Annotated in this window: 19 protein-coding genes and 4 pseudogenes; 9 read left to right on the forward strand and 14 right to left on the reverse strand. The window is 56.5% G+C overall.

Annotated features, from left to right (window positions below):
• Window positions 1-224 precede the first annotated feature (224 nt).
• From EOS_RS41590 to EOS_RS41615, 6 genes are all read left to right on the forward strand, one after another.
• Window positions 225-974, forward strand: coding sequence for a glucose 1-dehydrogenase (locus EOS_RS41590; RefSeq protein ID WP_047898075.1), 750 nt, complete (start codon window positions 225-227; stop codon window positions 972-974).
• A 501-nt stretch (window positions 975-1,475) separates the two neighbouring features.
• Entirely contained in the window at window positions 1,476-1,742 is a 267-nt protein-coding gene (locus tag EOS_RS41595) for a site-specific integrase (RefSeq protein WP_047898076.1), read from the forward strand.
• 95 nt (window positions 1,743-1,837) lie between these two features.
• A complete protein-coding gene (locus EOS_RS41600) occupies window positions 1,838-2,125 on the forward strand; it encodes a type II toxin-antitoxin system RelE/ParE family toxin (RefSeq protein WP_047898132.1) in 288 nt (95 codons plus the stop codon).
• A 20-nt stretch (window positions 2,126-2,145) separates the two neighbouring features.
• On the forward strand, window positions 2,146-2,448 hold the full coding sequence (locus EOS_RS41605) for a HigA family addiction module antitoxin (protein ID WP_047898077.1): 303 nt from the start codon (window positions 2,146-2,148) through the stop codon (window positions 2,446-2,448).
• A gap of 1,016 nt (window positions 2,449-3,464) precedes the next feature.
• Complete coding sequence (locus EOS_RS41610) at window positions 3,465-4,070, forward strand: hypothetical protein (protein ID WP_047898078.1); 606 nt, start codon at window positions 3,465-3,467, stop codon at window positions 4,068-4,070.
• A gap of 127 nt (window positions 4,071-4,197) precedes the next feature.
• Window positions 4,198-4,842, forward strand: coding sequence for a hypothetical protein (locus EOS_RS41615; protein WP_152693273.1), 645 nt, complete (start codon window positions 4,198-4,200; stop codon window positions 4,840-4,842).
• Between the two features lie 744 nt (window positions 4,843-5,586).
• Here the strand turns inward: EOS_RS41615 and EOS_RS49495 are convergent.
• The 5 genes and pseudogenes from EOS_RS49495 to EOS_RS41635 form a co-directional block, all read right to left on the reverse strand.
• The gene (locus EOS_RS49495; RefSeq protein ID WP_407639229.1) at window positions 5,587-5,958 is read right to left on the reverse strand and encodes a BRO-N domain-containing protein; all 372 of its coding nucleotides are present in this window, start codon (window positions 5,956-5,958) and stop codon (window positions 5,587-5,589) included.
• Between the two features lie 771 nt (window positions 5,959-6,729).
• Window positions 6,730-6,936, reverse strand: a complete 207-nt coding sequence (locus tag EOS_RS46825) for a hypothetical protein (RefSeq protein WP_152693274.1) — start codon at window positions 6,934-6,936, stop codon at window positions 6,730-6,732.
• Between the two features lie 355 nt (window positions 6,937-7,291).
• The gene (locus EOS_RS41630; protein WP_047898082.1) at window positions 7,292-7,708 is read right to left on the reverse strand and encodes a type II toxin-antitoxin system HicB family antitoxin; all 417 of its coding nucleotides are present in this window, start codon (window positions 7,706-7,708) and stop codon (window positions 7,292-7,294) included.
• Window positions 7,709-7,782: 74 nt separating this feature from the next.
• Window positions 7,783-7,896, reverse strand: a pseudogene (locus EOS_RS45385) (type II toxin-antitoxin system HicA family toxin); the annotation flags it as partial.
• 443 nt (window positions 7,897-8,339) lie between these two features.
• Window positions 8,340-8,804 (reverse strand): hypothetical protein, encoded by a 465-nt coding sequence (locus tag EOS_RS41635; RefSeq protein WP_047898083.1) that lies wholly within the window; start codon window positions 8,802-8,804, stop codon window positions 8,340-8,342.
• A gap of 377 nt (window positions 8,805-9,181) precedes the next feature.
• On the opposite strand from EOS_RS41635, the gene EOS_RS41640 reads away from it, so the two are divergent.
• The 3 genes and pseudogenes from EOS_RS41640 to EOS_RS46830 form a co-directional block, all read left to right on the forward strand.
• Window positions 9,182-9,406 carry a hypothetical protein gene (locus EOS_RS41640; RefSeq protein WP_053064256.1) on the forward strand — a complete coding sequence of 75 codons (225 nt, stop codon included), beginning with the start codon at window positions 9,182-9,184 and terminating at the stop codon, window positions 9,404-9,406.
• Window positions 9,407-9,486: 80 nt separating this feature from the next.
• Window positions 9,487-9,864, forward strand: coding sequence for a DUF1330 domain-containing protein (locus EOS_RS41645; protein WP_047898084.1), 378 nt, complete (start codon window positions 9,487-9,489; stop codon window positions 9,862-9,864).
• Between the two features lie 358 nt (window positions 9,865-10,222).
• Window positions 10,223-10,318 (forward strand): annotated as a pseudogene (locus EOS_RS46830) (electron transfer flavoprotein subunit alpha/FixB family protein); the annotation flags it as partial.
• A gap of 259 nt (window positions 10,319-10,577) precedes the next feature.
• On the opposite strand, the pseudogene EOS_RS45390 reads toward EOS_RS46830, so the two are convergent.
• From EOS_RS45390 to EOS_RS48655, 9 genes and pseudogenes are all read right to left on the reverse strand, one after another.
• A pseudogene (locus EOS_RS45390) lies at window positions 10,578-10,808 on the reverse strand (N-formylglutamate amidohydrolase); the annotation flags it as partial.
• Window positions 10,808-12,004 (reverse strand): alpha-hydroxy acid oxidase, encoded by a 1,197-nt coding sequence (locus EOS_RS41650; protein WP_047898085.1) that lies wholly within the window; start codon window positions 12,002-12,004, stop codon window positions 10,808-10,810. The gene EOS_RS41650 and the pseudogene EOS_RS45390, both read right to left, overlap by 1 nt.
• Window positions 12,005-13,456: an FAD-binding oxidoreductase gene (locus EOS_RS41655; RefSeq protein WP_047898086.1), complete on the reverse strand. Its 1,452-nt coding sequence runs from the start codon at window positions 13,454-13,456 to the stop codon at window positions 12,005-12,007.
• 7 nt (window positions 13,457-13,463) lie between these two features.
• Window positions 13,464-14,771, reverse strand: coding sequence for an ABC transporter ATP-binding protein (locus EOS_RS41660; protein ID WP_235443134.1), 1,308 nt, complete (start codon window positions 14,769-14,771; stop codon window positions 13,464-13,466).
• On the reverse strand, window positions 14,660-15,511 hold the full coding sequence (locus EOS_RS41665; RefSeq protein ID WP_053064258.1) for an ABC transporter permease: 852 nt from the start codon (window positions 15,509-15,511) through the stop codon (window positions 14,660-14,662). The genes EOS_RS41660 and EOS_RS41665 overlap by 112 nt, the downstream gene beginning before the upstream one ends.
• The gene (locus EOS_RS41670) at window positions 15,508-16,344 is read right to left on the reverse strand and encodes an ABC transporter permease (protein ID WP_047898087.1); all 837 of its coding nucleotides are present in this window, start codon (window positions 16,342-16,344) and stop codon (window positions 15,508-15,510) included. The genes EOS_RS41665 and EOS_RS41670 overlap by 4 nt, the downstream gene beginning before the upstream one ends.
• Before the next feature lie 58 nt (window positions 16,345-16,402).
• On the reverse strand, window positions 16,403-17,473 hold the full coding sequence (locus tag EOS_RS41675; protein ID WP_047898088.1) for an ABC transporter substrate-binding protein: 1,071 nt from the start codon (window positions 17,471-17,473) through the stop codon (window positions 16,403-16,405).
• Window positions 17,474-17,500: 27 nt separating this feature from the next.
• Window positions 17,501-18,526 carry a 4-hydroxy-tetrahydrodipicolinate synthase gene (dapA, locus tag EOS_RS41680; protein ID WP_235443135.1) on the reverse strand — a complete coding sequence of 342 codons (1,026 nt, stop codon included), beginning with the start codon at window positions 18,524-18,526 and terminating at the stop codon, window positions 17,501-17,503.
• Between the two features lie 432 nt (window positions 18,527-18,958).
• Window positions 18,959-19,171, reverse strand: a pseudogene (locus tag EOS_RS48655) (ATP-binding cassette domain-containing protein); the annotation flags it as partial.
• Window positions 19,172-19,174 lie beyond the last annotated feature (3 nt).

Here is a 19,174-nt window from a genome sequence, read left to right on the forward strand (position 1 = left end):
ACGCGCTTAGTCCTTGGCTTCATATCGATAGCATTTTGATTATTCGTTTGAGCCGATGAGTGTATTCGTCGCCACCTACTATTTCCCGCGATGCACCGCGCCTATAGTCAGTCCAACCCTGCGCAACCGATGTCAACGGTTACGGGAACAGCTAATCCTTAGCGACTGAACAGAGCTTGAGAACGGGCCTGCTCCAGTCAACAAACTCAAGCATAAGGACTGACATGACGAAACTATCGGGAAAGATCGCCGTAATCACGGGCGGAAACAGCGGCATGGGCTTGGCAACTGCGCAGCTCTTCGCTAAAGAAGGCGCCAGGGTCATCATCACGGGACGCCGCCAGAAGGAACTGGATGAAGCGGTGGAAAGCATCGGTGCAAACGCAGAAGGCGTGCTGGGCGATGTATCCAAGCTGTCGGATCTGGACAAACTTCACGACCATGTGAAAGCGAAATACGGCCGCGTGGATGTCATTTTCGCGAACGCTGGTTTGGGCTCGCTCGCACCGATCGATCAGGTCACGGAAGCGCAATTCGATGAAACCTTCAACGTCAACGTGAAGGGTGCTTACTTCACGGTGCAGAAGCTTCTTCCGTTGGTGCCGGACGGCGGATCGATCATTTTGAACGCATCGATTGCATCGTCCAAGGGCATGGAAGCGTTCAGCGTTTATTCGGCCACTAAAGCTGCGGTACGTTCGTTGGCACGTACGTTGACGACGGATCTCAAGGCACGCAAGATTCGTGTGAATGCGATCAGCCCGGGTCCTATCGATACACCGATCTTCGGCAAGACTGGCCTCACCGACGAGCAAATCGAAGGCTTCAAGTCGGGCATTACTTCGCAGGTGCCGCTAGGCCGCATTGGTCTCTCGGAAGAAATCGCCAAGCCGGCTTTGTTCCTTGCATCCGACGATAGCAGCTATATCTCGGGCATCGAACTAACCGTCGATGGTGGTATGGCACAAGTCTAAGAGTAAGCGGCAGGTTGGCGGCATCGGCTTGAGGCAGATGCCGCCTTTTTGCGTTTGCGCTTACTCCATTGGTTTGTCACCGCACAAGAAGACGAGAACTCAGCTTGGCGGCTGACGCATTTGTGCTTGATGACGGCGGGCTCGTACAACCGCAGTTCGGGTCAGTAGGCAGCCTCGCGAGCGGCCGTTTCGATTTTTTATCGATGTCCAGTAGGGGTCGAGCACAGCTAGTCAAACCTGCTTTTTCTAGGTCACCGCTGTAAAGATCTCCCTCGGTACCAGACTGATCCGACAACGTTTGAAGAAACGGGAGACCTCCTCCGGCTTTAATTCGCCGAACAATTGTCTAAGGTGCAAGCCTCAAAGGACTTACGGCGGATATCTGTAAATCCTATTCTTTGCCACGTGAACTTTCTGAAAAGAGTGCCCTACACGCGGCGACGCTGTCCAACAGTCGCTTGCCCCAGCTACACTTTCCGCTTTCCCTTCCGCGGGCAAAACATGGCCGATTTCACTACAGCGCTAGTCGCCTTCGTCGGCGTGCTTGCGGGCGGGTACGTCAACAATTTCCTTGCCGAAGACTTCCGGCGCTTCCGCGACAGTCAGGCACTGGCTGGGTCGTTTGCCGGGGAACTTGAATCGCACGCGTCGGGTAACCATGCAAAATATCTGCCCGAGCGGCACGAGATGATGCAGGTTTGGGCGGACTGGCTAGAGACGATCGAGATGGCTGCAGTCGCTGAAAAGGCCCCACGGTCGGCTGCATAGAGCCGAACAGGCGAAGCCGTTGAGGGCACCGCGACACGAACCGGCCCGCGCGCGCTAAATCAGGTTTCTTGACGTTTAACGTTAAACGTCATATCATGAAACCCATAATAAGAAACTTCTACTGCGCCGATACCCAAGCCCTCTTCCAAGGCAAGCGCGTCGCCCGTTTCGCGAATATCCGAGTGACCGCCGAGCGCAAGCTGCAAATGCTCGACAGCGCGGCGACCCTCGAGTTTCTGAAGTCCCCTCCGGGGAATAAGCTTGAGGCGCTAAAACGGGATCGCATCGGGCAGCACAGCATCCGCATCAACGATCAATGGAGGATCTGTTTTGTTTGGACTGAGGACGGCCCGACGCGTGTAGAGATTTGCGATTACCACTGATGACAGCAATGGAGTGCACCATGATCAAAAACGGCATGCGCCCGATCCACCCGGGCGAAATCCTGCGCGAGGACTTTCTAGCGCCCCTCGGCATGAGCGTGAACGCTCTGGCGAACCACCTCCACGTCCCGACCACGCGTATGAATGAAATCGTGCGCGGCCGTCGCGGTGTCAGCCCCGACACGGCTCTGCGTCTCGCAACCTTCTTCGGTGGCGATGCGACGTCGTGGCTCAACCTGCAGCAGGCATACGACCTCAAGAACGCCGAGGCCGAAGCCGGGAAGCGCATCGCGCAAGAGATCCGCCCACTGGAGACCGCATGAGCACCCATCCGATGCGGCCGACGCGCTCGCTGAGCCGTTGCAGACCGGAGCGCGGATAAGGATCCACGACTTGTAGCATAGGAAGGTCCTTCCGCCGGAAACGACCTGGCTCGCCCGGAACACCATCAATGCAATAGCACGTCGCTGCAAGGGGTCGTGAAATGCGACCTCCCCTGCGGCGGCCGCGAACGGTGAATTCTCACAATCACCATCTGATTGAGGTGGTTTCTGACTTCCACCAACGGTGGGAGGTGTAATAACGGCACGGGCTGCGAGGCGCTCAATGGTCCGCTTGACCGAATCGTGACGAGACTCGACCAGCTTCGCGGTTTCGCCGCTCGACTCGTTGAATAGAAGGGAGCAAGTCTGATTCGCACCCGGGTGACGAGCACCGCGCGCAATCGCATTGACTGCTTCATGCGCGACGAATTTGGTTTGGCGCAAACCTCGGATTGCACCACGCCTTTTTTTGGCGGCCGATGTGTGTGTCGCGCTAGATTCGAACAACACGTCGATGGCAGTTTCCCGTCAGGATGAAGACGAAAGGGGTATGTGCAACGTACCCCCCGGCAGAGCCAGGTCCGTTCAGGTCATATGGGAAGCCGCTCGGGTGGATTGGCAAACGCCATCCCGCCATCCTACCTGCGCATAGTTCCGGCGAACGCAATGCCGCCAGTTACCCATAGGGGGCGTCGATTCGCCGCCCCCTCCTGACGATCATACGCGAGAGACGGATCCAAGTCTGCCTAGCACTCGCGCACACTGCCCCGCTGCCGGCGAGTATTCCCCCGAAAAGGGGAATACTCGTTGAGGCTTCGTCGGGGGCTGCCGATACATACGAATGGAACCGAAAAATATGCCCCTTTGGGCCCCGGCGACAATCGCCGATTGGGAACTCAAGCTTTCTCCCTTAGCCGGCACAGCCTTCGAGTAAGATCCGAGCGCAACAGCGAAAATCATAGGGATAGTTCCGCCCGAATTCGAAGCCACAACAAAACAAAACCTTGGGGGCGTCAATGATTCGTTATACCGTCCTGGTAGCCGTACTGACTCTGCCGGCGCTTCTCGCCGGATGCCCGCAAAAGCAAGATGAGAAGCTGTTAGGGGCGTGCTGGAACCCGGGTGCGAAGGAAACTGTGCAGTCACTAGCCAAGCGCATCGTATCGCGCCACATCGTTGCAGCCATCAACTCGAGCGACAACCATAAGCGTCCCCAAGGCGGAATCGACGCCTACGTCGAGCGCAGCTTAACCGTCAATGTTTCGAACTTCTATGTCACGGCTGCAGACGCCACGTCAGGCAGCGTCACGTGCGGTGCCGATGCTGCTATGGTCTTCAAGAGGCCCGACGGAAAGACCCTCTCCGCGGACGATGCATCGTTTTCCTTCGCGGTGTACCGATCCGAAAACGACAGGTCAATGTACGTCATCCCATCGAGCTTGGCGCTTTCGCAGATGGTGGACGACAGCGCCGTGTCAGATGACGCCAGTGCTCCCGCTTCGGCTCCCGCATTGAAGGCTCCGACGTCGCCACCCGTGGACGTCCCCGGCTCGGACGTCGCGCCGGCGGTCGATGCGGCGTCTGCGGCGTCTGCGGCCAACGCCGTATCACAATCACAGTAGCCGCCACTCGCCCTGCCTAACTACCGACCGAAATGAGTCTCCTCAAACAACTGTCAGCGGCAGCATGAGTAAGAATAAAGAGGCTCGAGTTCAGCGGCCAAAATCCGAGACCATGGAGGCTTTGCGGATGCAACTCAGCCTGCTATCCAAATCGTGTAGAGACTTTGATCTGGGAGATCGCGACGAGATCGTGCGAATCGCTCAGGCGCTACGCGTCATTCTCAATTCGTCTGGTCGCGACAACGTTTCGCTTGCTAGTCAAGTTGGAGCGATTCAAGGACGGTTTGTCGACATGTCGTTTCCTTACTCAGAATCCAGCATCCTGACCTACTGTGGACTGTTTTCGGTTGAGATGATCTTCGAGGGAATGCAAGGCACGATTCGAGCGTTGCCTCTGCTCGATCGGCACGGGATCAAGCGCAAGCTCGTCCGGTTTTCGGACTGGTGGAATGTATTGCCCGTGCTTCGCGACATTACCAGAGCAAGGTACACACGTCGGCAACTAGTCTGTTGGATGGCTAATGAAGATGGCGGTAGTCACGTTGATTCCGCTTTGACCGCAGCCTATCACAGGCTTTCCCGAGGTGATGTGACGGGCTGGGGTATCGGGACAGACGCCGGCAAAGTACCTCTTTTAGGTGCCGTAGACGCGTCGATTCGACAGATAGCACATGAAACGCTGCGAACTTTCGCGCGGCGACACCCTGAGCTGCTGTTTGCCTGTCCGTACGATATGTATCGGCAACTGGCGTCACAAACCGCCAGCACCTGATGCGGTGCAGAGCCTTGGCAAGCTCACCACCACGAATTCGCTTTGATGACGACCGCAATAGATTCCGCGCTGCCGAGGGTATCGACACTAGCGACACCCATTTGCTACCGTGAAAAGTCCCTGCCTCGGACCTTTCCTACATTAAGGTAGCAAAGGTCCGTGCGCACCCAGTCGAACCGGTCGCAGATCGCGCGGCCGCTTGACCTTCCTGCGCACGCGGCTTCTTGCTATCTCGGCATGCCTAGTCACATCCGGACGTAATGTGAGCGTTTCGCTCCCCCTTTGCAACGGGTACGAATAGCGTCCAGCGGGTTTGCGCATCCGAGCACGTTGATGACGCATTTGGCTATGAACCAAGGATCGGCATCGACCTCGATCGCCTGGACGACGGACTAAGTCGCTGGACAATCGGCAGTGTGCACACCATGGCACCGCTGAAAATGATTGGTCTTTCCTTCATGTTAGGATTCCCTATTATCAAAACGGAGACCACAATGGCGTTCAAGGAAACGAAGGGCGATAGGACCATCGAAGCATGCGTAATGTCTGCCCCGGGCGGAATGTTCAAAGGCTATATCCGCGTCACCACGAAGAGAGGCAATCAAATCGTCGGACAGACGATTGGGCGCGGGTGCGGACGTCCGGTTCCGACCGAGAAAGCGGCTCTTGACCTCGCAGAGGCCGAGGCGCGTCGAGTACTAGCTCTTAAGTGATTTCATAGGTCACCTGGAAAGGCGTTGTGCGTCACGCCATCGAGCACGCGGCCGACGCAACTCTCTCCACCGACAAGCACGCAGTCAAAATTTTCTCGTACCGAGCACTGAGGCATCCCGCAGAATTGGCAGAAATGATTGCGTTGCGAAGGTCGATGAGAACCGCCGCATCGAACCCTTTGAAGACGGATGGGGGCTGTTCGGCCCCGCCGGCCCCCCATTGAAAAATAAGGGGTTTTTCCAATTTTTCTACGAGTTGGACCTCGACGAAATCGACCGTTAGGCGTTCAGCAGCCGGCAACTGTGATCGCATGATGAGGCGATATACATCGCGTTCAGAGATCAGTACCGTTCCAGAATGGAGACCAACTGTGAGTGCTTGATTCTGCTGATCGTGAAACACTATTCCGAGTTTGCTAGCCGTTATTGCGCTTTTGCGGTGGCGGGCAGCAGCATCGGCCGGATTGGCTGATCACCGCCGTCTTTGACTGGTCACTGAGCGCACAACACTCGAGCGTCGTAAGGGAAGATTCCGGCCGAGTCCATCCCAGCGCGCGGTGTCGTTGCTCCACGATAGGTTTAGGTCGACGGCGCCAAGCACCGGCGTTGTCGAAGACGTCGGCGAGGCTCGAACGCTGATACTGAAACACGACGCCGAATTTACTCCGCGGAGGCTGGATGCAAAAGGCCGAGGGCGCTCAAAAATGAGCCAACAAATTCAATGCCTTGACGGATCCATACTGACGCGGACCTGATCCGTCATTTCCGCCGGGCATGCTGAGCGAGCACCACCTTCGCTGGAGGCCGAAGCAGGAATTCCTGCTTCGGTTAGTGCGAAGGGGTAGCCGCAACCATCTGAAGGGCTTTCGCATAAGAGATGCCCCCCGGCGGAACTCCACGCACTCTTGATCAGCTCCCATATCTCGTCCGGATATCGAGCGCCTTTTCCTTCCGTAGATTCGCTGCCTGATGAGATGTCCATGACGGACATGTTCGCTGGTTCTGACATGTTCACGCTGCGCTTTTTTCGTCAGTGAACATGTTCGACCTATGATGCACTCCTTATGTGGCAATGGTTCCGGCGAGTTTCCGGGAATCGCAGCCGAAGCAATTCGAACATGTTCAAGACGCCATGTGCGCTCAATGCACCGCTTACCCATGATTTACGGAAAAATCAATTGTTATTACATTGAATACTAACCAGATAACCGCCTATGTCCTTGGCGGTCCCTCCATTGGAGTTTGCCTTGAGCTGACCGTTACATGTAAGAAGCGTCGACGCTCTAACTTCTGGACCTATTGAAAAAGTGCGACCGGTGAGTACCAATAGACAAATGGCAATCACGGTCAGCGTTGCCTTGGAATAAAAATCCAGTTTCATTGGATACTCCTGTTATCTGTTCAGAAAAAGTGGTGGATGTGCCGAACGTACACAGTTTCGTTCCAGTACACTCTCTCCGCTCAGGATGACGAGCCGGTCGCGCGGGATTGCGCGACGAGCAATACAAGATCGCTTTATCACCGTAAGCAGTTTCCGGCAAGCGTCATCAGTGTCGGTGAACATGTTCAATCCTCCTTTTTCCATCCTGAACATATTCGGCCCGTGAAGCGCGCCTTATCCGGCCTAGCGTCCCGCCGAGTTATGAGTTCTTTCCCGGACACGTTCAGTACCCGCCGTGAGCGAAAAAAAGCCCGTCAGATGCTTTTGACGGGCGCGGGTCTGAGGGGGTGACGATCTACGATACAGTGAGTTCGAGTTGTTTCCCCATTGCCGCGAGAGCCTCGGCGATGGTGTCGATCTTTGTCGCGTGGTTCAGGGTAACGATGCGATTGACGTCCTGCGATCGCGTATGCAGCCGGCGTGCGAGTTCCGCCGGCGTAACCTTCTGCTTGAGCATTTCATTCAGCAACAAGATCTTCGCTGACACGCTGGCCGGCAATGCGACCAACTCCTCATCCTTCTTCGCCTTCGAGGGTAAAGGTACCGGGCGCTTGTCTTCAAAGTAAAAATCCATTGCCGTGAGCAACGCGTCGGCCGCCATGGCGCGAGCCTCCTCGATAGTATCCCCTTCGGTAATAGCCTCGGGAATGTCCCGGAACGTGATAACAAATCCGCCGTCGTCCGGTTCAAACCTTGCTGGATAACGCAACATAGTGACACTCCATTGTCATTGAGAAGCGGTGCCGAGAAGACCCCTTTCGGGGCCGTCCCTCATTTCAGACCAAGCTATTTCAAAATCGCCTTCCTTGTGCCTTCTTTTAGTTCCTTCGAAGGATGCCTCGGAAGGGTGGTTTGTTTGCCGTTCAGGTAGATCTTCGTGTGATTCGCACCTTCTTCGAACCGCGCGCCCTGTTCAGCTAACTACCTTCTGAACTCACTCTGTTTCACCACCCCTCCGTGTTGTTTAACGTGAACCAATGTTAAACAATTATGTTTGTTCTTGCAGGGTGTTTTGCAAACTATTTTGTTTGCGTTTAATTGCGTGGTTTGCCGCAGTCCGCTCTCCGTGCCGCGATCGGTGGCTGGGGCAGAAGGCGAAGGGCAGGTTCTTCACCACAATTGCATGCACACTTTTCGGTTTGACCGTGGCGCACCAGTTGAAAGCTGAGGACCGTGCCGCGATGTGGGAGGATCTCGTTTTCTATAACTTTGTGCAGGAATTTGTTCCGAGCGCAGGTGGCCGGCCAAGTCCGGACGCCTGGAGGACTGCGGCGAAGGCGTCGCCTGAGGGATAGCGAATCACCTCGTTAGCATATTCGGCGTGCCTGCTTACGCAACCGCTCTTACGCATCAGGAATCAGATATCCGCGCACGATGGCATGGTTGATGCCAGACGGAGGTCCTTCGGGACCCGGAGTTACGTCGGGAACGAGGCGTGCTTGCGACGACACGACAAACCCAACAGACAGCGCTTCGCTGATTCCAGCTTCGCCCTTACTGCCGAGAAGAATGCTCGATTCGAACACTCTTTCGATTAGAGTGGGGTTTGCAAGATTTTGCAGAAACAACCTGAATATCTGGCGGGTCCCCGCGAACGCTGCCCCTTGAGGGTGGTTGTATTGCCAATCAACACCCGTAACCACGAGAGCATGGTTCGGTGGGACGCGCCAACCGTGTCCGCCAGGCCCGCCATCGCGATTACCGTCGCTGAGATTGCGTACGAACGCCAACTGAGCTGGACCAAAACCTCCGGTGATTCCGCCGACCAGCTCGAGCACCACGAAATTTGCAGCGGGAATGAATGGCATGAGAGAGCCTCGTGGTGACGGGAACAAGACGCCTGGCCGATGGTTGAACTATATACAACGGCGTCTTTTGGGCCGGACACAATATCGACCTAACCGGCCACCAAAACCGGGCGTAAATCGGTTCGACGGCCGATTAAAGAGCGAGCAACCGGAGTCGCCGACTAAACGGCAGTTGCTTCTGCTGGGCCGTACCTGTCACGCCGGACAAGATGATTGTCGCTGCCCACTGCAGGTTTCAGAGCCTGGAACTGAGGAAGCATTCCAGGATGAGTCTTTAACTTCCGTACAACGTAGCTGCGATACCTCTCGCAGCTCAGGCTGGTCAATCAGGCTTGAACTAACAAGCCTCGCCCTTCACCGAATCGCTCCGGCAGGAGATGACCAAGAAGCACGTCCGGGTGGGCGTCGTTGAGCCCGGTGGTGTCGACACGGAATTGGGCTCGCACAACAGCGGTGCGATGTGCGACAGCATCAACACCTTCTACAAGACCACTGATGTTCTCCAAGCCGAGGACATCGCCGATGGCGTCTCCTACATGGTCACCCGCTCACGCCGCGCGTCCGTGAGCGAGTTGTGGATCATGTCGACCGACCAAGCCTAGCCAACGCAACGACAAGATGAATTTTCCAGTCAAACCATTGACTTGATCAAATTTCCTCAATTTGAGATAGAGGCCCTAAAATGAAGAAACACATTGTCGGCATGACCGCGGCTACTGCACTGGCTCTTGCGGCGGTGGTCCATGCGCAGAGTGTGCAGCCGCCTGGCTACATGATTGCCAACTACACAATCAAGGACCAAGCCGGCTTCAAGAGATACATGGAAGCGGCCGGGCCACTTGCTCCTAAATATGGCGGCAAGATCATTGTCTTTAACCTGAATGCGACCGCGGTGGAGGACAAGCCAAAATCAGTCATGGCCATCGCCGAGTTTCCGAGCTTGGCCGACGCCCAGCGATTCTACAACTCACCGGAATATACGGCCGCAAGGAAATTCCGCGTCGAGTCAACTGAAGGCTCGGTAGTTATCACTGAGGGATTCGTTCCTCCGAAGCAGTGACAATAAAATGAGGCAATGACGGGCGTCTTTGAATGACCGGTTCGGGTCCCGAAAGCGGTCTTCGAACGATGTGTGATTGGCTGGCCGGCCAGCTGCGGCCATTCCGCTATTACGCCCGACCGTCCTTTGTCGTGTGAACATCAGACCGTGAAGACTTGTTTGCAGCATTCTTGCGTCCGGTTGATCGGTAGCCGCGTGGCCATAGAGCTCAGTTTCAAAGCGCCACAAGAGATAGCGAGCGTCTCGGCCGCATCACTCCGTTACCCGTTGCCATGCGACTTGTGTCAAGACAATTGGCCGCTTCCTTCGTTGTATGCGTGATCTCTGTCCGTCGCCTCGGAATGCTCCCGCTTTATTTAACACAGATGCTGACGCGCCTATCTTTGGAGTTGCCGACTACGGTCTCGTCGGCGACTTGTTCGAGGTCCTGCCCGCGTTGACAGCAGCGATATAAGCGCTCCGTGAAAGGACTGCGCACGCGTCTCCTGTCGCTGAGAAATTTAGCCGTCTCTGCGAAGTTATCGCCGATACGGTTGTTCTTTTGGGAGCGAAAAAGACTCAATCACGTTGTCGAGCGTGGCCGACGTGATTGCGAAAAGGCTAGAGCTTGTTGGATTTGACGGGCAGCGCACGCATCGCGTTGATAGCGGCCAGAACCATCCGCTCAACCACCCTGCTCAGGGCGACCATACTCTCGAGTGACGTACCCAGCTTGCCGGCCGGTTGAGGTCAATTACGTAGCGGGAATATCGAGCGCCGAGTACCGACGCTCCCGATAATTTGGCGAATTCGTATAGCTTGTCCAGATGCCAGTCTGTGTCGGCGACTTCTGAGGCAACTTCCGTGAGGTGGCTTCTGATAGGGTCAGCAATTTCAGTACCAAGATGTGGAATAGAAATCAGCAATGGTATGGTGCCTTGGTGATATCGAAAATCAGGTCCAATCACAGCTTAATCTCCATGGTTTCAGCTCCCTCCGTATAATCTTCCCTGGCACACGAATCATGCGTACCAGCGAGGTAACTCGCATCAAGTGACGCGATGTTGGGACAGCCAAGAAGCCGCAAGCAAATCTCCAGTTCATTTCTCAGCATGGAAAGAACGTCACTTACCCCTCTCATGCCAGACGCGGCGAGGCCGTAAAGCGGGGCACGCCCCAGCAGCACGCCGTGGGCGCCAAGCGCCACCGCTTTCGCAATGTCACTTCCGCGACGGATACCACCATCAATCAAAATAATGAACCCGCTCGGCGTGGAGGACACCGTGTCCGCGAGTATTTCGAGCGAGCTGAGCGCTCCATCGAGTTGGCGGCCACCATGGTTCGAGAGCACCACGCCATCGACACAATGTCGCGAAGCCATAGCCGCGTCGGCGACAGTTTGTATGCCTTTGACAAGTAGCTTCCCTGGCCAGTGACGGCGCACCCAGGCGAGGTCGCTCCAGTCAAGCGACATATCCATTTGCCGGCTCAGGGCTGCAGCCTGTGCTTCAATCCCGGGATCCAGTCGAGCGCTGCGGGCAAGGTTGACCAGTTCGGGGACACCATGCACTCCGACCTGCGCAGTCCAGCGTGGATGGGTTGCAATGTCCCACACCAGCTTTGAGGTCCACCGGAGCGGCAGCGTGAAACCCGTTCTGACGTAGTGGTCGCGTTGGCCGGTAACCGGTGTGTCGACCGTCAGCAGAAGCGTCGAAAAACCGGACGCATTGGCGCGCGCCATCATGTCTTCCGCGATTCTTCGGTCCTGCTGTACGTAGAGTTGCAGCCAAAGGTCTCCGTCCGACGCCTTCCGGACATCTTCAAGGAGACTCGTGGATGCGGTCGACAGAACGAACGGCAGACCAGCTGCACAGGCGGACCGGGCCAATGTCTCCTCCGCCTCGCGGCGGTAGAGTCCGTTTAGACCCGTCGGGCCGACGACCGCTGGCCAGGCTGCGGCGGTGCCCGCGAGCGTCACCTCTGTGTTCACGGAGGTGACGTCAATCAACACCCGCGGCGCAAACATGACACGCTCGAAGGCGAGCCGGTTGCGCCGCATGGTTAGCTGATCTTCTGCCCCACCCTCAAGGTAACTGAATGCGAACGTCGGGAGGAATCGCTTCGCAGCAGAACGATAGTCAGCGATGTTGGCGAACGCCATTCAGTCGCTCTGGAACGCAGCAGTTGCTTTAGGGAGCACACGACCCGGATTCATCGTGTCCCTTGGGTCGAGCAGTTGCTTGAATTCCTGCATCAGGGCAATTTCGGCCGCATCTTTGTATACCCCCATCTCCGACACGTGCAGCGAGCCGATTCCATGTTCGGCGCTGAACGTACCCCCCATTCCGGCCGCGATGTCATAGAGAAGATGGCTGAGTTTCAGTTGAACGGCAGCCTTGTCCTCGACGCTCGCCCAGTATTCGTGCTTGAACATTGCGATGTAGTGAAGATTCCCATCTCCCATGTGCCCGACAACCACAGGCACAGCCGCCGGATGGTGTTCCGCCAGCGCACGCCCAGCAAGCTCGACGAAATCCGGAATCCGGTATGTGGGCACGGCGATGTCATGAGTGAGCCCCATACCTTCGCGGCCGTTCGCCTCGGTGACGCTATGACGGATACGCCAGATGTCTTCACGCTGTTGCTCACTTGAGGCAATGACAGCGTCCTGGACTACGCCATCGCTGAATGAGTCGCTCAGTGCGTCCGTCAACTTGTCAGCGAGGGATTCACTTGTTCCCGTCGCTGCGGCGAGTTCAACAAGAACAGTCCAACTTGGAGTCTTCTGAAAGGGGTTTCTCGTATTGGCAGCGTGTCGCAGCGAAATGTCGAACTCGCTTTGCGAAATCAGTTCGAGGCCGACGAGTTCACCGGGGAATGCGGCTTGCAGCTTGAGACCTTCGTCGACCGCTGCGGAAACGGTTTCCACTCCCAACATCGCGGTCGCGACCGCGCGTGGCCGCGGAAATAGTTTCAGAGTCGCCGCCGTGACAACGCCAAGCGTCCCCTCCGAGCCGATAAACAGGTTCTTCAGGTCGTAACCGCTATTGTTCTTTCTCAACGAGCGCAAACCGTTCCAGATACGGCCATCAGCAAGAACCACCTCGATACCCAGAATCAGGTCACGGGTGTTACCGAAACGGAGCACATTGGTGCCCCCGGCGTTCGTCGCAATGTTTCCCCCAATCTGGCAGGAACCTTCAGCGCCGAGCGTCAGCGGGAACAGGCGGTCGGCTTCCAGCGCCGCGGCCTGTATGTCCGCGAGCACGCAACCAGCCTCGACAGTCATCGAATTGTTCCGAGGGTTCAACTCGATGACGCGATTCATCTTGCGCATATTCAGCAGCACGCTCTGGCCGCTGTTGTCCGGCACTGAGCCACCGCACACACTGGTGTTGCCGCCCTGCGGAAACACCTTGACGGCATTGTCATTGCAAAATGCGAGCACCTTCGACACTTGCGCGGTCGTTCGAGGAAACACGACGCAGGCAGCCTTTCCGGAATGACGCTTGCGCCAGTCGATCAGATGCGGCTCCATATCAGACGGTGCGTCTACCACGTTGGCGTTACCCACCAACTCCCTCATTGCGGCGACCAGGCTATTTGAATTCATATCGGGATTATTTCTTCAGAACCGCGCTGTCGCGCGCCGACCAGCGAACGGTAAGTGGGCGCCCCATTGGCGAGCGCTCGGCAGCCCGCGCGGAAATGGTCTTTACAAGGAGAGTCGAGCCCGAGGCGGTAGTCAACTCGAACCTCGTCATGCCACCGACAAACGAAATCTGGGAAATGACACCCGTGCACTCATTCATCCCATCGGCACCCGGCACCGTCGATTCTTCGCCCTCGAGTACCGAAATCTTTTCCGGGCGCACGAGCACCTTCACCTTTGAACCCGTGGCATGTCCCTCAGTGCTCCGGACTCCAAGCGCCCAATTGCCATTTACCAGGACCGTGTCACCTGATTGGACGACGCCTTCGAGCAGATTGGATTCACCGACGAAGTCCGCAACAAATTCGCTGGTCGGCTCGAAGTAAAGCTCATCGGGCGTACCGAGTTGCGCGATGCGTCCGCCGTTCATCAGACACACGCGGTCGGATAGATTCAGCGCTTCTTCCTGGTCGTGCGTGACGTACACAAGCGTTGTGCCCAAGTCGCGATGCAGGCGCTTGATCTCACCTTGAAGCTGGTCACGAAGCTTCTTGTCCAGTGCGCCCAGCGGCTCGTCCATCAAGATGACTGACGGGGAGTAAACAATGCAACGGGCAATGCCAACCCGCTGTTGCTGACCGCCTGACATCTCACGCGGCTTCCGGTTCTCGTAGCCTGTCAGACCGACCCGTTCCAGCGCATTGCGAACGCGTTGTTGAATCTCCGGCTTGCCAACTCCCCGGATGCGCAACGGAAAGGCAACATTGTCAAATACGTTCAGATGCGGCAACAAGGCATAGTTCTGAAAGACCATGCCTAGTCCGCGTTCACGCGGCGGGAGCGTAGATACGTCCTTCCCGTCCAGCGCGATGCTTCCTGTAGAAGGAGCCACGGCCCCGGCGATGATGTTGAGGATGGTACTTTTGCCTGAGCCGCTTGGACCCAGCAGGCTTAGAAACTCGCCTTTGCGCACCGTAAAGTCGGTGTGATGCAACGCCACCGAACTCCCGTAGCTCTTGCTGATACCCCGGAAAACAATCATGTTCTCCACGGTGTCGATTGAGGTCGACATGGTGTTCAAATTTCCGTTGACGGATGGATTCGTTTGGGCCGAAGGCCGCCCGTTGTTCTCGAGCAGTACGTGTGACATGCTTTTCTCCGACCTCAATGTGACGACTCTGCTGCTGGCTGCAGAAACACGGAAACACAACAAAACACCAGCGAAAGCACCGTAAGAAGAGCCGACACCGCGGCGATCACCGGTGAAATATCCCACTGAATGCTGCTGTACATCTTGACTGGCAAAGTCGTCGTCGTCGGACTCGTGAGAAACCACGCGATGACGACTTCATCGAAGGACACGAGGAACGCGAACAATGCGCCAGCGAAAATCGATGGCCTCAACTGCGGCAACACAACCTTGAAAAAGACGGTCCTGCGATTCGCTCCCATGATGGTTGTCGCGAACTCCAGAGCAGGGTCCAGCTTTTTTACGCCGGCCATCACAGTCATCATCATGAACGGCGTCACGTACGCAACATGACTGGCGACCAGACCCGCCGTCGTCCCGACGAGATGGAGTCTCGACAGATAGAGGTACAACCCGAGCGAGATCACGATGACGGGCACAAGAATCGGGCTCATGAGAAGCAGCATCACCAACCTCTTTCCGGGAAAGTCGAACCGCACAAGGCCGTACGACGCCGGGACACCAATCAGTATCGAGACGACCATCGTCAATCCGGCGACCTTGAGGCTCTGCAGGATTGGACCCATCCACGAAGACGAGCTGAATAACTGCTCATACAACTCGAGAGACCAGACCCGCGGCGGAAAGGTCAGTTCGCCGTTCCCTCCAAACGAAATCGGAATGACGATCAAGGTCGGCACAAGGATGAACGCATAAACCGCAAACGCTATTACGTTGCGAAGTCGACCGTAGCGCCGTTCCTGCCTATCGACAACCACTCCGGTAGCCGCAGCAGCCGGAGGAACCATATCAATGGATGTTGTCATGCCATCACCCTTTTCTTCGAGTCGCGCCGCTGAAACTGGTCCGCGGCCATCGCTGCCAACGTGACGATTGCAAGCAGAATCACACCGATTGCGGATGCGATGTTCCAGTCCATCGTCTCCCGGGTATAGAAGTCGACGAGATTGGACATCATCGCGTCCTTGCGCCCTCCCAGCAGCGCCGGTATGACGAAGAATCCCATAGACATCACGGTCGTGCTCAATGTTGCGGCTGCCACTCCCGGAAGACTCAACGGCAACGTAATGCGAAAGAAGATGCGCGGCGGCTTCGCGCCCATGATTTCGGACGCCCGATACAAGGACTTGTCGATCGAGAGAAGACTCGCGAGGACCGGAAACACGATGAAGGGAATCAGGTAGTTTGTCATCCCTACCATCACGCCGAACCGGTTGAATAGCATGGGCAGTTGCACCTGGGTGTGAAACGCCGCCGATAGCAACTTGTTCACGAGCCCGTCCCGGCCCAGCAGGATGGTGAAGGCATAGCTCTTGACCAGAATGCTTGTCCAGAATGGTACGAGTACCAACACCATGTAAATGGCGCGCTTGCGCGGTGTTTGCTTCGCCAGATGCATCGCGATGGGATAGCCCAACAGCAGACTGGCCACCGATGCGGTGATGCTGATTTCGAACGTTGACCAGAGCGTGCGAAGAAACAACTCGCTTCCCAGGAGTCGTTGGTACGCCGACAGCGAGGGGCCGCCCGCAATCCAGAAACTCGTGTAGACGACATAGGCGAGCGGGACGAACAATACGAAAAACAGAAATACCGTCACGGGCCCGACGTACAGCAGTCCGTCAACACGTGATTTCATAACCCCTCCTTAATCCAAACCCCTATGCATACAGACGGGCATCGGGAACAGTGCTCAATCAGCTAAGCACCCACTCCTTGAATCGCAAGGTTAGTTCATCGTAATGGTCAGCCCACCATACGTCGTTGCTGACAACGTTCATCTTGTTGGATGGGTCCGACAGCCACTTTCGCACCTCCGGCTTCACCATTGGCAAAGCGCTGCGACTCGCTGGCGTATTGCCAAGCGCATCCATCAGGGCGGCCTGCCGGTCCGGACGCAGGGCGAATTGCAAAAACTTCATGGCATTCGCCTTGTTCGGCGAGTTCTTCAAAACCACTAGATACTCAAGACCAATCAGATTCTGCTTGAACGAGAAGTTGATAGGTTTGTTGGCTTCTTGAGCCGCCTTGACGCGCGTCGAGTAGGTGTAGCTGAAGTCAACCTGACCGGTCTCGACAAGCGTGACGGTTTGCGGCGTCTGGTCTACCCAGTTGCCAATATATGGCTTGATACGATTCAGCGATTTAAATGCTCGTTCGACGTCAAGCGGGTAAAGTTTTTCCGGAGTTACCCCGTCAGCGAGCAATGCAATTTCCATCGTCTCGCTCGCACGGTTGCGCAGGGTCCGCTGTCCTGGAAACTTCTTGAAGTCGAAGTACTCAGCAAAGGTCTGTGGATGCTTGCCATCCGGAAATTTGCTGTTGTCCCAACAGATTCCGCCTGTGAATCCATAGAGGGGCACGGCGTCTTTCGTCATCGGCGCGATGAGGTCGCGGGCATTGAACAATGCCGGGTCAAGCGGCTCCCAGTAACCGTTTTTCGAGCCCGTCATCGCCATCGGACCTACTGCGTCGAAAACGTCCCATTGAACGTTGTTCGTCATCACCTGAGCCTTCACTTTCGCGAGGTCCGGCGTATCCACCAGCGTCACGTGCACGCCGAACTCTTTCTCGAACGGTGTGGCAAGTGTCTCCTGGACACCCGCATGGTAGTTTCCACCCCAACTCACAACCGTCAGGTTGCTGGCCGCCGCGGCCTTGCGTGAGGTGATAACCATGGGTGCCGCGATGGCGGTCGATAGCAGTGTCGTTCCTGCAACCTGCAGGAAGCGGCGGCGGGGCAGAATGATTTTGGAATCAGCTGACATGGCTTTGGCCTTTATGTGATGAGCGGTCTACTCGATTTCACGCGCCAGGATGGGCGGAATGACCGTCGCCAGTCGCTCCCGTAGCGCATTCGAGGCCGGTAGCATCGGCGTCAGGACATCGCCGAAATCTAATCCCTGCAGTGCGAGCGCCGCCTTGACTGGGGCCGGATTTGGCTCGGCAAAAATCGCATCGATGAGGGGGCGCAAAGTTGCATGCAGCGCGACCGCTTCCTGAAGGTGCCCGTTCGATGCAAGCGACAACACTTTAGCCCACTGCTTAGGAATCAGGTTGGAGCTCGAAATAATCCCCCCGACAGCTCCCATAGCTACATGCAGCGGCAGAACGTCTTCCTCACCGCTCAAGATCGCAATTTTGGTGGCCGTCAGTTCTGCTGCCCGCATCTGCTGCGCGAGGTCCGGATTGCATGCCTTGATACCGACGACACGGGTCAACTCCGCGAGTCGCGCGACAGTCTCGTAGTGAAGCGAAACACCTGTGCGATACGGGATCTCATACAGGATGATTTCCGCATCGACTTCATCGGCAAATTTCCTGTAGTAATCGACAATCCCGTCTTGGGTGGGACGAAAATAATACGGCGTTACTACCATCAATGCCTTGGCGCCGGCGGCTACAAAGGCCTTGGCGTTATCGACGGCGTCGCCGATACCAGGTGAAAGAATGCCCGGCACCACATGAAGCTTGCCCGCGCCGGCCTCAATCGAAGTCTCTACGACCCGCAGGCGCTCGCTTGCTGAGAGCGAGGTATATTCACCCGTTCCACCCAGCGGTACAACTCCGTCAGCCCCAGCGGACGTCAAGCGCTGGATGTGTCGCCGCAGAGGCGCTGGCTGGAATCGACCCTCCCTGTCGAGCGAGGTGGGAACCGCGGTTAGGATGCCCGCGTATTTGTGTTTCGTGCTCATCTGTTCGCCCTTCTTCGGATGAAAATTCGCTTTGGTCGTCGCCCGGTCGCCGAACGTCGCATGAATGACACGATAGAAAGACAAAAACAAGGATGTTGCACCATCAGTACCAGTTACCATCTTCATAAGACGCGGTTATCTAATCGACATCCCTGCACCGTAGAGTGACTCTTGCACTGGGATAAACCCTCGGCCCATCGCGTTGCAAGGAAGCCCAATGGCTTGAGGGATACGAGGCAGTCGCCTTCATCATCCCTGATGTCAACGACAGGACAGAGCCGCATCGCCGCGTGGCTACAAGAGCAACCCTTCTGCTCATTTCTTTCGGAAGATTGATTGTGCCCGCGGTTGCGTCGCTGCCAATGAGCGCCCTCGGACCGCGTGGCCCGTTTGTTTTCAACGGAAACTCTCGCGCGAGGCTGGCCTTCTGTGCCGCTCGCGCGATGGGGAAAGAGCAAGCAGCCGCTACCCGCCTGTCGATGACCGGTCGTATCCCGATGCGCGAAGGCTCGTTGAATTCACGGGCGCAGAATGAGCGGCCGTCATCGCGCAGAAGATTTCATCCTTCGAGACTCTGCGCGCCCTCAGCGGAAAGGCCAAGTTCTCAGCGCCCGACTTGCGCGGGAAAAGCGCATAGCTCTGAAACACCATACCGATGTCGCGCCGCTCCGGGGGCAGGGTTTATCGGCTTCCCCGGAGGGGTATCTCGCCGTGAGTGGCAGGTTCGAAGTGGGCCAACATCAGCAGACAGGTCGTCTTGCCGGACCCATTAGC

Source organism: Caballeronia mineralivorans PML1(12), from assembly GCF_001028175.1.
GTDB lineage: Bacteria > Pseudomonadota > Gammaproteobacteria > Burkholderiales > Burkholderiaceae > Caballeronia > Caballeronia mineralivorans.

Excerpts from the sequence above, each read along its gene's own strand:
- EOS_RS41590 (WP_047898075.1), top strand. The coding sequence starts at position 225 with ATGACGAAACTATCGGGAAAGATCGCCGTAATCACGGGCGGAAACAGC.
- EOS_RS41595 (WP_047898076.1), top strand. The coding sequence starts at position 1,476 with ATGGCCGATTTCACTACAGCGCTAGTCGCCTTCGTCGGCGTGCTTGCG.
- EOS_RS41600 (WP_047898132.1), top strand. The coding sequence starts at position 1,838 with ATGAAACCCATAATAAGAAACTTCTACTGCGCCGATACCCAAGCCCTC.
- EOS_RS41605 (WP_047898077.1), top strand. The coding sequence starts at position 2,146 with ATGATCAAAAACGGCATGCGCCCGATCCACCCGGGCGAAATCCTGCGC.
- EOS_RS41610 (WP_047898078.1), top strand. The coding sequence starts at position 3,465 with ATGATTCGTTATACCGTCCTGGTAGCCGTACTGACTCTGCCGGCGCTT.
- EOS_RS41615 (WP_152693273.1), top strand. The coding sequence starts at position 4,198 with ATGCAACTCAGCCTGCTATCCAAATCGTGTAGAGACTTTGATCTGGGA.
- EOS_RS46825 (WP_152693274.1), bottom strand. The coding sequence starts at position 6,936 with ATGAAACTGGATTTTTATTCCAAGGCAACGCTGACCGTGATTGCCATT.
- EOS_RS41630 (WP_047898082.1), bottom strand. The coding sequence starts at position 7,708 with ATGTTGCGTTATCCAGCAAGGTTTGAACCGGACGACGGCGGATTTGTT.
- EOS_RS41635 (WP_047898083.1), bottom strand. The coding sequence starts at position 8,804 with ATGCCATTCATTCCCGCTGCAAATTTCGTGGTGCTCGAGCTGGTCGGC.
- EOS_RS41640 (WP_053064256.1), top strand. The coding sequence starts at position 9,182 with ATGACCAAGAAGCACGTCCGGGTGGGCGTCGTTGAGCCCGGTGGTGTC.
- EOS_RS41645 (WP_047898084.1), top strand. The coding sequence starts at position 9,487 with ATGAAGAAACACATTGTCGGCATGACCGCGGCTACTGCACTGGCTCTT.
- EOS_RS41650 (WP_047898085.1), bottom strand. The coding sequence starts at position 12,004 with ATGGCGTTCGCCAACATCGCTGACTATCGTTCTGCTGCGAAGCGATTC.
- EOS_RS41655 (WP_047898086.1), bottom strand. The coding sequence starts at position 13,456 with ATGAATTCAAATAGCCTGGTCGCCGCAATGAGGGAGTTGGTGGGTAAC.
- EOS_RS41665 (WP_053064258.1), bottom strand. The coding sequence starts at position 15,511 with ATGACAACATCCATTGATATGGTTCCTCCGGCTGCTGCGGCTACCGGA.
- EOS_RS41670 (WP_047898087.1), bottom strand. The coding sequence starts at position 16,344 with ATGAAATCACGTGTTGACGGACTGCTGTACGTCGGGCCCGTGACGGTA.
- EOS_RS41675 (WP_047898088.1), bottom strand. The coding sequence starts at position 17,473 with ATGTCAGCTGATTCCAAAATCATTCTGCCCCGCCGCCGCTTCCTGCAG.
- dapA (WP_235443135.1), bottom strand. The coding sequence starts at position 18,526 with ATGAAGATGGTAACTGGTACTGATGGTGCAACATCCTTGTTTTTGTCT.